8 protein-coding genes are annotated in these 14,926 nt (G+C 64.5%); 7 read left to right on the top strand and 1 reads right to left on the bottom strand.

Annotated features, from left to right (window positions below; genetic code table 11):
- The first annotated feature begins 41 nt into the window (after nt 1-41).
- Entirely contained in the window at nt 42-479 is a 438-nt protein-coding gene (locus BGRAMDRAFT_RS05230; RefSeq protein ID WP_006047626.1) for an MbcA/ParS/Xre antitoxin family protein, read from the top strand.
- Nucleotides 476-1,177, top strand: a complete 702-nt coding sequence (locus tag BGRAMDRAFT_RS05225; RefSeq protein WP_006047625.1) for an RES family NAD+ phosphorylase — start codon at nt 476-478, stop codon at nt 1,175-1,177. The genes BGRAMDRAFT_RS05230 and BGRAMDRAFT_RS05225 overlap by 4 nt, the downstream gene beginning before the upstream one ends.
- Before the next feature lie 21 nt (nt 1,178-1,198).
- On the opposite strand, the gene BGRAMDRAFT_RS05220 is transcribed toward BGRAMDRAFT_RS05225, so the two are convergent.
- Nucleotides 1,199-1,936, bottom strand: coding sequence for a metallophosphoesterase (locus BGRAMDRAFT_RS05220; protein WP_006047624.1), 738 nt, complete (start codon nt 1,934-1,936; stop codon nt 1,199-1,201).
- A 369-nt stretch (nt 1,937-2,305) separates the two neighbouring features.
- Between BGRAMDRAFT_RS05220 and BGRAMDRAFT_RS05215 the strand changes: the two genes are divergently transcribed.
- From BGRAMDRAFT_RS05215 to glgX, 5 genes are all read left to right on the top strand, one after another.
- Nucleotides 2,306-2,968 carry a DUF1345 domain-containing protein gene (locus BGRAMDRAFT_RS05215; RefSeq protein WP_006047623.1) on the top strand — a complete coding sequence of 221 codons (663 nt, stop codon included), beginning with the start codon at nt 2,306-2,308 and terminating at the stop codon, nt 2,966-2,968.
- 441 nt (nt 2,969-3,409) lie between these two features.
- Nucleotides 3,410-6,874 carry a maltotransferase domain-containing protein gene (locus BGRAMDRAFT_RS33540; RefSeq protein WP_006047622.1) on the top strand — a complete coding sequence of 1,155 codons (3,465 nt, stop codon included), beginning with the start codon at nt 3,410-3,412 and terminating at the stop codon, nt 6,872-6,874.
- On the top strand, nt 6,871-10,332 hold the full coding sequence (gene treS, locus BGRAMDRAFT_RS05205) for a maltose alpha-D-glucosyltransferase (RefSeq protein WP_006047621.1): 3,462 nt from the start codon (nt 6,871-6,873) through the stop codon (nt 10,330-10,332). Before BGRAMDRAFT_RS33540 ends, treS begins: the two co-directional genes overlap by 4 nt.
- Nucleotides 10,325-12,535: a 1,4-alpha-glucan branching protein GlgB gene (gene glgB, locus BGRAMDRAFT_RS05200; RefSeq protein ID WP_006047620.1), complete on the top strand. Its 2,211-nt coding sequence runs from the start codon at nt 10,325-10,327 to the stop codon at nt 12,533-12,535. The genes treS and glgB overlap by 8 nt, the downstream gene beginning before the upstream one ends.
- 150 nt (nt 12,536-12,685) lie before the next feature.
- On the top strand, nt 12,686-14,893 hold the full coding sequence (gene glgX, locus BGRAMDRAFT_RS05195; protein ID WP_006047618.1) for a glycogen debranching protein GlgX: 2,208 nt from the start codon (nt 12,686-12,688) through the stop codon (nt 14,891-14,893).
- Nucleotides 14,894-14,926 lie beyond the last annotated feature (33 nt).

The raw sequence follows: 14,926 nt of genomic DNA, 5'->3' as shown, positions 1-14,926 counted from the left end.
ACTAGCATAGGCAATAAGTACATATAAGGACTTACCCACTCATGGCACATGCCGCCCGCGCCGCCCAAGCTGAAGCGCCGATTCGTCGGCCGCTTCAGGAACCCTCGTTTGCAGAAATGTCCGCAGCGGGATTGCGCGCGTTCTTCAACATCGCACGAGACTGGGACTTGAGCGCGGACGAACAGATCGTGCTGCTCGGCTCGCCAGGCCGCTCGACTTTCTTCAAATGGAAGCAGGCGCCGGAAACGGCGCGGCTAGGCCGCGACACGCTGGAACGTCTGTCGCTGCTGCTAGGCATCTACAAGGCGCTGCAAATTCTCTTGCCGCAACCCAGCGCCGCGGACAACTGGGTCAAGCGTCCCAACAGCGCGCCGCCGTTCGGCGGCCGCCGCGCGCTGGATCGCATGCTGGCCGGCAACATTAGCGACCTCGTCGCCGTGCGCCAGTATCTCGACGCAATGCGAGGCGGCTGGGCGTGACAGAACCGCATTGGCAGGACCGCTGGCGCAGCGCGCCACTGGATTGGTCGCCCGCGTATCGCGTGATTCCCACGCGCTTTCCGGCCGTCAATCTGTTCGACCGGGTTGCATCGGCGGAAGATTTCGACGCGCTCTACGCGCTCGAAGCCATGACCAACGACCGCCTGCGCACCGAAATCGGCGAACTCGATCTAGTGCCGCGCGAAGAACGCCGCTTCGGGCCGGGTTATGGACCGATCATGGCCGCGCTCACGCATCTCAATCCGCTCGGCAGCCGTTTTTCCGACGGCACGTACGGCGTGTTCTATTGCGCCCGCTCGCGCGCGACCGCCATCGCCGAAACGCGTTATCACACGGGAAAATTCCTGGAAGCCACCGCCGAGCCGCCCATGCGTCAGCAGATGCGTCTCTACACGGTGGCGGCGCAAGGCGAAGTGGTCGATCTGCGCGGCGACCCGAAGCTGGACCTCGCGGTGCTGTCGCCGGACGACTATCTCGCCGGCCAGTCGCTCGGACGTGCGGTGCGCGAAGCGGGAGCGCCGGGCATTGCGTATCCGTCGGTGCGCGACCCCGAAGGCGAATGCCTCGCCGCGTTCAGAACGACGCTGCTGCGCGATTGCCATCACGCGGCGTACCTGGAATACAACTGGAACGGCAGCAGCGTGGATATGGTGTTCGAACTCAGCCAGGTCGGCTGACACGCGTCGAGCAACGCGCGATCAGGGCAGCGCCAACGCCGCCGCGCCTTCAGCGCGCGCTTCTTCGACGGAAATGGACCAGCGCCGCAGCGCCCTCGGCTCGACCAAAGTCAGCCTGCCGCCAGGCCCGAACGCGCCGGTATCGACGAACACCTGCGAGCCGATCTGCTTGATGTCGCGCATCGGCGTATGGCCGCAGTAAGTGAGCGACAAACCGCGTTGCCGTTGCGGATCGCCGTTGCCCATCGCGAGTTCGCGTCCCCACAGCATTTGCTGGCGCGTGTCGGAAGAGAAATTGCCGGCGTCGAGTTCGGCGTCGGTGCCGAAAAATTCGGCGTGCAGAACATTGAAGCGCTCCGGCCCGCTGCCCACCACGCGCGCGAGCGGCAGCGTGCGCAGCCGCTCCGCGTAGCGGCGCAAACTTTCGTCGGGCAGGTTGGCGGCCCACGCGCCGCCTATGCCGTACCACCACTGACGCCGCAAGCGGCCATCGGCGACGGCGCACAGCGCGTCTTCGTGATTGCCGAGCACGGCGAAGAACCACGGCTTGTCGAGCAGCGCGAGCGCCTGCTCCGAATGCTCGCCGCGATCCACGAGATCGCCGACTGAAAAGAGCCGGTCGCACGCCGGGTCGAACGAAACCAGGCGCAGCAGATAGCGCAATGCATCGACACAACCGTGCAAGTCGCCGACGACGAAGTCGCGGCCGCTCCGGTTGGCCGGGTGGTGCTGAACCGAGATGTCGAGTACGGAAGCCATAAGCCCATGATAATGCGCAATGTCCGACGCGTATGCGCGCTGCCTCTCGTAGCGCGGCAATCGAAAGCGCAAAGTTGACACAGAATCACGCGAAAACGACAGGTTCCGGGCAGATTTTGCCGGAAAATGGCCGACTTGAAGGCGCGTCCTTGCTGGCTTCGCAAACTGCCAACTGGCTATGCGCATTGGCCGATAAACGCCGATTCGACGCCCATGCGCGGCTAAAGTTGCGGGAAGCGCCACGCGTAGGCTCGGCCTGCAATGCGCTTTCGATTGAAAGCGGCCCGCAAGGCCGTTACGGAACACTACGGGCGCATCAACAGACTCCGCGCCACTTCAGCGCCACTTCAGCGCCTCGCTCGCCATTCCATGTTCACAAAATATTATCCGCAAACGCTTCGCAACCGCCCACGCATGCTGATCGCTCTCGCGTTCGGCGTCGCGGCTGCCGTGCTGATCCCCGCGCACATACGCCCGATGGCGCGCGTACTCGTCGGCTGGGACATTACCGTGTGGAGTTACCTCGTGCTGATCTGGGCGCACATGGTCCGCGCCGACGAAGGCAACGTGCGCGATTCCGCGCGCCGCGACGATGAGAACGCAGGCGTCGTGCTGTTCGTGATCTGCGCCGCCACCGTCGCCAGCATTGCCGCGATCGTGCTCGAGCTTGCGTCGGCGAAAGGCACGGCGGGCGCGTCGACGGTATGGCACTACACGCTGACCGGACTCACGATGATCGGCGCGTGGTTCATGATTCCCACCATCTTCACGCTGCACTATGCGCGGCTCTATTACGACACCGACGTGCCCGAGACGCCGCTGCTGTTTCCCGACCGCTCGCTCACGCCCGACTATTGGGACTTCCTGTACTTCTCGTTCACGATCGCGGTCGCTTCGCAGACGTCGGACGTGGTGCTGCGCTCACGCACCATTCGCCGCGCGGCGCTCGCGCAATCCATCCTGTCGTTCTATTTCAACGTTGCCGTGCTCGGCTTGTGCGTGAACATCGCAGCGGGCTTGCTCGGCTCGTGACCTGCTCCGCTGGGCGCGCGCATCGCCGCCCGGCAACCTCTCCTTTTCCGCTCCGCTGAATTCCGCGCAGACGAGTCCCGTGTAAAACGCGGACGATTGCAGCGCCTTTTACACGCGCCCGCCCTCTGCGGCAGCGTCGGGCCGCAAGCCCCGGAGCAAGCCTCCCCATAAGGGCACCCGCACCCCTTCATAGCGCGCCGGCCGAGTTCACTGGCACAGGCCTTGCTGACTTCCGCAGACGTTCTGGCCGGCTCGCGTCGCGACGCCTGGCGGCGAGGCACCCGTAACTGGCCAGCGGCGTGACGATCTTTGCACTACATTGACCAAGTACGCGCCGACAGTTCACGAATCGCGCGGCCGCCGGCTCTGGAAGCCCAATGAGCGCTGTGATCGCATGCCAACTGCATCCACACCGCAGCAGGACAAATCTGGAAACGACCGATGGAACCTCCAAAAGGGTACGCGCCGCGGATCTATTTTTTTCATTCACTTCTTGTTGGGCCGCTTGACGCGTGGCCGGCGCAGTTCGCCCACGCGGCCGCGCTCGGCTTCGATCATGCGCTGATCGGCAGTCTGTTCGAGCCGGGCCGGGCGAGTCATGGCCAGGTGGTCGGCAATCATGCGCGCCTGCATCCGGTGTTCGAAGCCGGGCAGTCCGCTACGGACGCTATCCGCACGCTCGCGGACGCCGCGCACCAGCATGGCCTGACATTGCTGGTGGATCTCGTGATCGATCGCGTGGCCGCTGATGGCGCGCTTTACGCCGAGCATCACGACTGGTTCCATCCACTCGAGACCGAAGAGGCGCGCCTCGATCCGCGCCACGTGCATCGCGAGGACAACGTCGCGTACGCCAACTTCAACGATGCCGGCACGCGCGCCGCGCTCGTCTCATGGTGGACGCAGCAGTTGCTCGCGCTCGCCGATGCGGGTATCGGCGGCTTTCGCTTCGACTCGCCGCATCGCGTGCCCGCCGACGTGTGGCGGCAGTTGCGCGATGCGGTGCGCGCCGCGCATCCCGACGTGCGCTTTCTCGCCGCGACGCCCGGCCTCTCCCGCAGCGACCTTCCCGCGCTCGAAGGCGCCGGCTTCGACAGCGTGTTCTCGTCGCTGCGCTGGTGGGACTATCGCGAAAGCTGGATGGCCGACGAGTACGCGGCGCTCGCGCGCATCGGCGGGCCCATTGCTTTTCCGGAAGCGCCTTACGGTACACGGCTCGCCGCCGAACTGAGCGATCCGCACGATTCGGGCATCGTCGAGCGGGCTTATCGGCGCGCGCTCTTCACGTCCGCGTCAATCGGCGCTGGCTGGATGATGCCGATGGGCTTCGAATACGGCGTAAGCGAACCGATGTCGCAAACGCGCGGCGACGCGTCGCAATTCGCGCTCGCTTGCCAATCCAAACGATTCGACCTCTCGCAACAGATCTCGCGCGCGAACGAACTCGCACGCACGGCCGGCGCGCTGCACGCGAACGGCGAGTTGCGTCCGTTGAGCGGACCGGGCGCGCCCGCCGCCGTGCTGCTGCGCGCGGATCGGCCCGACGTGCGCGATGCCGGGGAAGCGGTCCTGATCGCGATCAATCCCGAACTCGGTGCGCCGGTTCGCGTGGACCCGGCGCGCTTTCTCGCGGGCGTACCCGGCAATTTCACGCGCTTCATTCCGCTCGATGCACCGGGCCACGCGTCGCCCACGACATTAACGCCGTTCACGCTCGCGCCCGGCGCCGTGCGGCTCTTTCAGGCCGTGACGGAAAAACCGATCTGCCTCGCGCCGCCCATCGACAAGGCGAACAGCAAGCGCAGCGGCCGCAAGACCGTGCTCGAAGCACTCAACGCGCCGCGCGTGGCAATCGAAAGCGTGATGCCTTCCGTCGACAACGGCCGCTTTCCCGCGAAGCGCAGCGTCGGCGAGCGGGCCGAGATCAGCGCCGCGATTTTCGCCGAAGGCCACGACAAGATCGCCGCCGCGGTGCTGTGGCGCGCCGCCGACGAAAACACATGGCACGAAGTGCTGATGACTCCGGCGCAACCCGCCGGCCTCGACATCTGGAAGGCGCGCATTCCGCTCGAACGCATGGGCCGTCATGAATTCACGGTGATTGCGTGGCGCGACGACTTCGCTTCGCTCGTCGAACATGTCGAGAAGAAATTGAAGGCGGGGCAAACGGTCGAAACCGAACTCGACGAAGCCGCGCATCTGTTCGCGCTCGTGCTCGCCGAAGTCGAAACGGCCGAAGGCGCGGACAGGCAACCGCTCGAACACATCGTCAAGGACTTCACGAAGGCCGACGACGAGACGAAGCTCAAGCTGCTGCTCGATCCGGCCACCGCGAAGGCGATGACCGCCGCGCGGCATCGCCCGTTCCTGAGCCGCGATCCGGTGACCTACAAGATCGACGCCGAACGCACGGCCGCGCGCTTTGCAAGCTGGTACGAGATCTTCCCTCGTTCGATGAGCGACGACGAAGCGCGCCACGGCACCTTCTCCGATGTCACGAGGAAACTGCCGCGCATTCGCGACATGGGCTTCGACGTGCTGTACTTTCCGCCGATTCATCCAATCGGCGTGACCAATCGCAAGGGCCGCAACAACACGCTGAACGCGCAGCCGGGCGACGTGGGCAGTCCGTATGCAATCGGCGCCGCGGAAGGCGGCCATACCGCCGTGCATCCGCAGCTCGGCACGCTCGACGACTTCAAGGCGATGCTCGCGGCCGCGCACGCGCACGGACTCGAAATCGCGCTGGATTTCGCGATTCAGTGCTCGCCGGATCATCCGTGGCTGAAGGAGCATCCGACATGGTTCGCGTGGCGTCCCGACGGCACGCTGCGTTACGCGGAAAATCCGCCGAAGAAGTATCAGGACATCGTCAATCCCGACTTCTATGCACACGACGCTAAGCCCGACTTGTGGCTCGCATTGCGCGACGTGATCCTGTTCTGGATCGAAGCGGGCGTGCATATTTTCCGCGTGGACAATCCGCACACGAAGCCGTTGCCGTTCTGGGAGTGGATGATCAACGACGTGCGTTCGCGCTATCCCGACACGATCTTCCTCGCCGAGGCATTCACGCGGCCGCGCATGATGAACCGGCTCGGCAAGATCGGCTTCTCGCAGTCGTACACGTACTTCACGTGGCGCGAGTCGAAGCGCGATTTCATCGAGTATCTGACGGAGCTCACGCAAACCGGCGCGCGCGATTTCTATCGGCCGAACTTCTTTGTGAATACGCCGGACATCAACCCGCGTCATCTGCAATCGCAGGGACGCACCGGCTTTCTGATTCGCGCGGCGCTCGCGTCGACGCTCGCCGGATTGTGGGGCGTGTATAGCGGCTTCGAACTGTGCGAGGCGGCGGCGTTGCCGAACAGCGAGGAATATCTCAACTCCGAGAAGTACCAGTTGCGCGCGTGGGACTGGAACCGGCCCGGCAACATCATGGCCGAGATCACCACGCTGAACCGGATTCGCCGCGCGAATCCCGCGCTGCAAACGCATCTCGGTCTCACGTTCCTGCCCGCGCACAACGACAACATTCTGTTCTTCGAAAAGGCGACCGAAGCGCGCGATAACGTGATCCTGGTCGCGATCAATCTCGATCCGTTCAACGAACAGGGCGCGGACATCGAGCTGTCGTGGGAGACCTTCCAGAAATGGAATCTGCATGACCACGGCCCGCTTGAAGTGACCGACCAGATGACGGGCGCCCGTTTCGAATGGCATGGCCGCTGGCAGCATGTGCGGCTCGGCACGGGTCAGCCTTTTTCGATCTGGCGCATCGCGCCGCTCGGCGGCCTGCCCGCCGAACGTCCCGATGAAGCCGACAGCGATTCGAGCAGTGCCCCGCCTGGCGCCTTTCACGCAAACGCCGGCAACCCTACCCCGACGGAAGGTGCGATATGAAGCGTGACGATCCCTCTCAGGCCGCGTCGCAAGCCCATGCGAGCACGGCGACCGCCAGCGCAACCAACGCGCGCACGCGTCGCCGCGGCAAGCCGGCAGCGCTCAGCGACGATCCGCTCTGGTACAAGGACGCGATCATTTATCAGGTGCACATCAAGTCGTTCTTCGATGCGAATAACGACGGCGTCGGCGATTTTCCCGGCCTGATCGCGAAGCTCGACTACATCGCCGAACTCGGTGTGAACGCGATCTGGCTGCTGCCGTTCTATCCGTCGCCGCGCCGCGACGACGGCTACGACATCGCCGATTACCGCAACGTGCATCCGGACTACGGCCAGCTCTCCGACGTCAAGCGCTTCATTCAGGAAGCGCACGCGCGCGGCATCCGCGTGATTACCGAACTGGTAATTAACCACACGTCGGACCAGCACCCGTGGTTTCAGCGCGCGCGCCGCGCGAAGCCAGGCTCGAATCATCGCAACTTCTATGTGTGGTCCGATACCGATCAGAAGTATCAGGAAACGCGCATTATCTTTATCGACTCCGAGCCTTCGAACTGGACACACGATCCGGTCGCGGGCGCGTACTACTGGCATCGCTTTTACTCGCATCAGCCCGATCTGAACTTCGACAATCCCGCGGTGCTGCGCGAGGTGTTGCAGATCATGCGCTTCTGGCTCGATATGGGCATCGACGGGCTGCGTCTGGACGCGGTGCCGTATCTCGTCGAACGCGAAGGCACGAACAACGAGAACCTGCCCGAAACGCACGAAGTGCTGAAGAAGATTCGCGCGACCATCGATGCCGAGTATCCGAACCGCATGTTGCTTGCCGAAGCCAACCAGTGGCCGGAAGACGTGAAGGAATATTTCGGCGACGAAGACGAATGCCACATGGCCTTCCACTTCCCGCTGATGCCGCGCATCTACATGTCGATTGCGAGCGAGGACCGCTTTCCGATCACCGACATCATGCGGCAAACGCCGGACCTCGCGCCGTCGAACCAATGGGCGATTTTCCTGCGCAATCACGACGAGCTCACGCTCGAAATGGTCACGGATTCCGAGCGCGACTACTTGTGGAACACCTACGCAAGCGATCGCCGCGCGCGCCTGAATCTCGGCATTCGCCGCCGTCTCGCGCCGCTGATGGAGCGCGACCGCCGCCGCATCGAGCTGATCAATTCGCTGCTGCTGTCGATGCCCGGCACGCCCGTGATCTATTACGGCGACGAGCTCGGCATGGGCGACAACATTCACCTCGGCGATCGCGACGGCGTGCGCACGCCGATGCAATGGTCGTCGGATCGCAACGGCGGTTTCTCGCGCGCCGATCCCGAGCAACTCGTGCTGCCGCCGGTGATGGGCTCGCTCTACGGCTTTGACGCGGTGAACGTCGAAGCGCAAAGCCGCGATCCGCATTCGCTGCTCAACTGGACGCGGCGCATGCTCGCCACGCGTCGCGCGAAACAGACGTTCGGGCGCGGCACGATCCGTTTCCTGAAGCCGGAGAACCGCAAGATTCTCGCGTATCTGCGCGAATTGCCCGGCGAGCCGCCGATTCTTTGCGTCGCGAATCTGTCGCGTGCGCCGCAAGCGGTGGAACTCGATCTGTCGGAATTCAACGGCGCGGTGCCGATTGAAATGACCGCCGATTCCGTGTTCCCCGCGATCGGCCAATTGACTTATCTGCTGACCTTCCCGCCGTATGGCTTCCTGTGGTTCCTGCTGTGTGAAGGCGGTCAGCGTCCGACGTGGGCGCAGGCGCATCCCGAGCCGTTGCCGGAATTCGTGACCATCGTGATCCGCGAAGGCCAGGCCGGCCCGACGCCTGAAAACGTGCGGCTGCTCGAATCGGAAGTGCTGCCTTCGTGGTTGAGCCGGCGCCGCTGGTTTGCATCGAAGGATCAAAAGATGCATGCGGTGCGGCTCGCCGCGTTGACCACGATCCCGAACGGCGGCTTCGCGTTCACCGAAATCGAAGCGGACGTCGGCAAGCACACGGAACGCTACGTGGTGCCGATCGCGATCACGTGGGGCGGCGAGACGACGACGCCGCTCTTTCTCCAGCTTGCGTTGGCGCGCGTACGGCGCGGCCGCAACGTCGGGCATCTCACCGACGCGTTCGCGCTGCCGATCTTCGCGCACGGCGTGCTGCGCAAATTGCGCGAACGCGCGGTCGTGCCGACCGTGCAAAAGAGCGAGATCAGGTTCATTCCAACCGACCGTTTCGCGGAACTCGACAATCTCGGCGAACGCCCCGAAATCCGCTGGCTGGCTGCCGAGCAAAGCAACAGCTCGCTGATCATTGCCGACGCCGCGGTGCTCAAGCTCGTGCGGCGTCTCGTGAGCGGCATTCATCCGGAAGCGGAAATCAGCCGCTATCTGACGCAACTCGGCTATGCGAACACGGCGCCGCTCTTTGGCGAAGTGGTGCGCGTCGACCCCGAGGGCGTGCCGCATACGCTCGCGATCGTGCAAGGCTTCGTCGACAACCAGGGCGATGCGTGGAACTGGTCGCTCGATTATCTGCGCCGCTCCGTCGACGAACTCGCGATCACGATCGATACGGAAGCGTCGTCTGCGCCCGATCGCGGCAACGAGGCGATTCTGCTCGAAGGCTACGCGGCGTTGGCCGGCATCATCGGCAGACGGCTTGGCGAGTTGCACGTCGCGCTCGCTTCGCCGACCGACGACCCCGCGTTCGCCCCCGAACCGACGAGCGCCGAGCAGGTCAAGGCGTGGGTCGACGGCACGCAGTCGATGCTCGCGAGCGCGCTCGATCTGCTCGCGCCGCGCATCGACCAGTTGCTCGATGCGGACACGAAGGCGCTCGCGCAAAGTCTGATCGACCGGCGCGCGGCGCTCGTCGAAGCTGTCGACAAGCTCATCGCGCCGGACACGCAGGCGCTGCGCATTCGCATTCACGGCGACTTCCACCTGGGCCAGGTGCTGGTCGCGCAGGGCGACGCGTATCTGATCGACTTCGAAGGCGAGCCCGCGCGTTCGCTCGAAGAGCGTCGGCAGAAGTCGAGCCCGCTGCGCGATGTGGCCGGCCTGATGCGTTCGCTGTCGTATGCGAGCGCCGCGGCGCAGTCCACGACGGAAGCCGCGCCGCAACAGACCGCGGACCGCAAGCGCGCGCTGTTCGACCGTTTCCGCGCGGAAGCCACCAACGTCTTCCTGAAGGAATACCGCGCGGCCACCGCCGAAGCGCCGACGCCGCTCGTCGCGCCCGAGGCGGAGCAGGCGCTGCTCGATCTGTTCCTGATCGAGAAGGCCGCGTATGAAATCCGCTACGAAGCGGCCAACCGTCCGACGTGGCTCAGCTTGCCGGTGCGAGGCCTTGCGGCGCTCGCGAGCCGGCTGCTCGGCGACACCGGCGCGCCGCACGATTCCTCAACCCAGGCGCCAGACGCCGCCACACCGCCTCATCCGGCCGAGGGCGATCATGAGTGAACACGATCCGGCCGCAGGCCTCCAGCCGCTCGACATCGACGCGCTCGTCGAGGCGCGCCATCCCGATCCTTTCTCGCAGCTCGGGCCGCATCACACCGACGGCGGTCCCGTGGTGCGCGCGCTGTTGCCGAATGCCGCGCACGTCAGCGTGATTTCGCGCGCCGACGGCGCGCTGCTCGGCGAGCTTCAGCAGTTGCGTCCTGGCCTGTTCGCGGGCCGCGTGAGTTCGGCGGCGCCGTATCGCTTGCGCATCGACTGGCATGGCGTCGTGCAGGAAATCGAGGATACCTACTCGTACGGCCCAGTTCTCGGCGATGAACCGCTCGGCCGTCTCGCGGGCGGCGATCCGTATGCGGTGCTCGAATGCCTCGGCTCGCGTCCGATGGAAATCGACGGCGTGCCCGGCGTGCGCTTCGCCGTGTGGGCGCCGAATGCGCGGCGCGTCTCCGTGGTCGGCGACTTCAATGCGTGGGACGGCCGTCGTCATCCGATGCGTCTGCGTCATCAGGCGGGCGTGTGGGAACTGTTCGTGCCGCGCGTCGGGCCGGGCACGCGCTACAAATACGAGTTGCTCTCGCGCGATGGTCATCCGCTGCCGTTGAAGGCCGACCCTTGCGCGATGCAAAGCGAGAAGCCGCCAGGCACGGCGTCGGTGGTCGCGCATGTCGACGAGATCGAGCAGTTTCCGTGGACCGATCACGAGTGGATTCAGTCGCGCGGCGCGAAGCAGACGCCGCGTTCGCCGATCTCGATCTACGAGGTGCATGCGGAGTCGTGGCTGCGCGTCGCCGAAGAAGGTCAGCGCGGTCTCAATTGGGAAGAGCTCGCCGAGCGCCTGATTCCGTATGTGAAGACGATGGGCTTCACGCACGTCGAATTTCTGCCGGTCGCCGAGCATCCGTTCGGCGGATCGTGGGGCTATCAGCCGCTCGGGCAGTTCGCGCCGTCCGCGCGCTTCGGCAAGCCGGAGCAGTTCGCCGCGTTCGTCAACAAGGCGCACGAAGCCGGGCTCGGCGTGATTCTCGACTGGGTGCCCGCGCACTTTCCAAACGACGCGCACGGTCTCATCGAGTTCGACGGCACGCCGCTTTACGAGCATGCCGATCCGCGCGAAGGCTACCACCAGGACTGGAACACGATGATCTACAACCTCGGCCGCAACGAGGTGAGCGCGTTCCTCGTCGCCTCCGGTCTCGCGTGGCTGAAGCGCTATCACGTCGACGGCCTGCGCGTGGATGCGGTCGCGTCGATGCTGTATCGCGATTACTCGCGCGCGGCCGGCGAGTGGGTGCCGAACATCTATGGCGGACGCGAGAATCTCGAGTCGATTGCGTTCCTCAAGCGTTTGAATCATGAAGTCGGTTATGTGCCCGGCGTGCCTGGCGCGATCACCATCGCCGAGGAATCGACGGCATGGCCGGGCGTGACGGCGCGCGTCGAAGACGGCGGCCTCGGCTTCCATTTCAAGTGGAACATGGGCTGGATGCACGACACGCTGCACTACATGCACGAAGATCCGGTGTATCGCCAATACCATCACCACAACATGACGTTCGGCATGGTGTACGCGTATTCGGAGCGCTTCGTGCTGCCGCTTTCACACGATGAAGTGGTGCACGGCAAAGGCTCGCTGCTCGGCAAGATGCCAGGCGATACATGGCAGAAGTTCGCCAATCTGCGCGCGTATTTCGGCTTCATGTGGACGCATCCGGGCAAGAAGCTGCTCTTCATGGGCGGCGAATTCGGTCAGATCGCCGAGTTCAATCACGACGCGTCGCCGCACTGGCATCTGCTCGACGACGCGCATCATCACGGCGTGCAGTTGCTGGTGCGCGACCTGAATCGCCTGTATCACGACGAGCCGGCGCTGCATCTGCTCGACAGCGAGCCAGGCGGCTTTGGGTGGCTGATCGGCGACGACAGCGCCAACAGCGTGTTCGCGTATCGACGCACCGACGGCGCGGGCCGCGAACTCGTCGTGGCCTGCAACATGACGCCGGTGCCGCGCGTCGGCTATCGCATCGGCCTGCCGCGCGAAGGGCGCTGGTCGGAAGTGTTGAACACGGATGCAGGCGTGTACGGCGGCTCGAACATGGGCAACGGCGGCGTGATTCACACCGAGGCGATCTCGAGCCACGGCTGGCCGCATTCGGCTTCACTGACCTTGCCGCCGCTGGCGACGATCGTGCTGCGCGCCGATTGAGCGGCACTGACCGCGGAATCCGGCAGCGCCGCCCGATTCCGCCCGAGTCCGCAGAAGGCGAGCGCGCGGCCTGTGCGATGACAGGCCGCGCGCTCGTCGCATGAAGCACCGCGCTCGCGCTCCATCGAATCAGAACAAGGAAGGGGAACCATGTCGCATGCAATGCCCGACCGGCTTCTGCCCGGCTCGCCGTATCCGCTCGGCGCGAGTTGGGACGGTCTAGGTGTCAACTTCGCGGTGTTCTCGGCGAACGCGCAGAAAATCGAACTGTGTCTGTTCGATCCCACCGGCCGCAAGGAAATCCGACGCTACCCGATGCCCGAATGCACCGATGAGGTCTGGCACGGCTATCTGCCGAACGCGCATCCCGGCACCGCTTACGGCTTTCGCGCGCATGGGCCGTATCAGCCTCAGCACGGGCATCGCTTCAATCCGCACAAGCTGCTGCTCGATCCGTACGCGCGCAAACTGGTCGGGCAATTCCGCTGGTCGGACGCGCTGTTCGGCTATCGCGTGCATTCGAATCGCGCGGATCTTTCCATCGACCGGCGCGATTCCGCGCCTGCCATGCCGAAATGCGTGGTGATCGACGAAGCGTTCGACTGGTCGCACGACAAGCGCCCGAATGTGCCTTGGGGCGAAACTGTGATCTATGAAACGCATGTGCGCGGCGCGTCGATGCTGCGCGCCGATCTGCGTCAGCATGAGCGCGGCACGTTTGCCGCGCTGTCGTCGCCGGAATTTATCGAGCATCTGCTGAAGCTCGGCGTGACTGCCGTTGAGCTGCTGCCCGTTCATGCGTTTCTGAACGACCGCTTTCTCGTCGAGCGCGGCCTGCGCAACTACTGGGGCTACAACACGGCGGCGTTTTTTGCGCCCGAGCCGTCGTATCTGAGCACGCACCGGCTGGACGAAATGCGCATTGCCGTGCGCCAGTTGCACGCGGCCGGCATCGAAGTGTTTCTCGACGTGGTCTACAACCACACGTGCGAAGGCAACGAAATGGGCCCGACCGTTTCGTGGCGCGGTCTCGACAACGCGAGCTACTACCGCCTGATTCCCGGCGACGAGCGGCATCACATCAACGACACGGGCTGCGGCAACACGGTCAATCTGCTGCATCCGCGCGTGTTGCAGATGGTGATGGATTCGCTGCGTTACTGGTCGACCGCGTTCAACATCGACGGCTTCCGTTTCGATCTCGGCGTGACGCTCGGGCGCGAGCCGCACGGTTTCGATCCAGGCTCCGGTTTCTTCGACGCGTTGCGCCAGGACCCGGTCCTCTCGCAACGCAAGCTGATTTCCGAACCGTGGGACATCGGTCCAGGCGGTTATCAACTCGGCAACCATCCGCCGGGTTTCGGCGAATGGAACGACCGTTTCCGCGATACGGTGCGCCGCTTCTGGCGCGGCGACGCGGGCCTGCGCCAGGACCTGGCCGCGCGCCTGACGGGTTCCGCCGATCTCTTCAACCGCCGCTTTCGCAAGCCGTGGGCGTCGATCAATTTCGTCGCGTCGCATGACGGCTTTACGCTCGCCGACATGACCGCGTACGAGGACAAACATAACGAGGCGAATCGCGAAGACAACCGCGACGGCCATAACGAAAACTGCAGCAGCAACTGGGGCGTCGAAGGACCGACCGACGACCCCGCGATTCTCGAAACACGCAAACGCGTGGCGCGCTCGATGATGGCGACGCTGTTCGTCGCGCTCGGCACGCCGATGATGCTTGCCGGCGACGAATCGTTGCGCACGCAGAACGGCAATAACAATGCGTACTGCCAGGATAACGAAATATCGTGGATCGACTGGGAACGCGCCGATTCGCCGGACGGACGCCAGATGACCGATTTCGTCGCGCGCGTGGTGGCGCTGCGCAAGCAGCATCCGCTGTTGCGCGAAACGCGTTTTCTGTTCGGCGACCGCGAAGTGCTGCCGGGTCTTTTCGACATTGGCTGGTTCGACGAAAACGGCGAGCCGCTGACGATCGAAGCATGGGAAGACCCGGAAGGCCGCGCGTTTACCTTGCGGCGCGCGGGCCCAGGTCTGAACGGGGAAACCGAAGTATTGTTGATGATGCTCAACGCGAGCGCGGAAACTCTGCGTTTTACACCGCCTCCGCCGCACCTGGAATGGCACGTGCTGTTAGACACTGCGGATACGCAAGGCGCCCCGCACCGGCTCGCCGCAATGGATCTGGAAGTGGCCGCTCGCGGGCTCGTGATACTCGCCGCGCACCCGGTCGGCGAAGCCGACTGGCAAGCGGGCTGGAAAGCCGGCGCGCAGCACGGGCAGCGGCTATTGACGGCGTTGCCGCCGCGTCCGGGCGAGCATCCGTTTGCGAACGATGCGTGAGCAATCCGACAGCAAAACCGAATGGTGAAGAGT

It is taken from the genome of Paraburkholderia graminis C4D1M (assembly GCF_000172415.1).
GTDB classification, from domain to species: domain Bacteria; phylum Pseudomonadota; class Gammaproteobacteria; order Burkholderiales; family Burkholderiaceae; genus Paraburkholderia; species Paraburkholderia graminis.
The sequence above is the reverse complement of the archived record's forward strand: the minus strand, read 5'-3'. Positions and strand labels throughout refer to the sequence as shown.

Coding starts and splice junctions, on each gene's coding strand:
- BGRAMDRAFT_RS05230 (WP_006047626.1), top strand. CDS start 42: ATGGCACATGCCGCCCGCGCCGCCCAAGCTGAAGCGCCGATTCGTCGG.
- BGRAMDRAFT_RS05220 (WP_006047624.1), bottom strand. CDS start 1,936: ATGGCTTCCGTACTCGACATCTCGGTTCAGCACCACCCGGCCAACCGG.
- BGRAMDRAFT_RS05215 (WP_006047623.1), top strand. CDS start 2,306: ATGTTCACAAAATATTATCCGCAAACGCTTCGCAACCGCCCACGCATG.
- BGRAMDRAFT_RS33540 (WP_006047622.1), top strand. CDS start 3,410: ATGGAACCTCCAAAAGGGTACGCGCCGCGGATCTATTTTTTTCATTCA.
- treS (WP_006047621.1), top strand. CDS start 6,871: ATGAAGCGTGACGATCCCTCTCAGGCCGCGTCGCAAGCCCATGCGAGC.
- glgB (WP_006047620.1), top strand. CDS start 10,325: ATGAGTGAACACGATCCGGCCGCAGGCCTCCAGCCGCTCGACATCGAC.
- glgX (WP_006047618.1), top strand. CDS start 12,686: ATGTCGCATGCAATGCCCGACCGGCTTCTGCCCGGCTCGCCGTATCCG.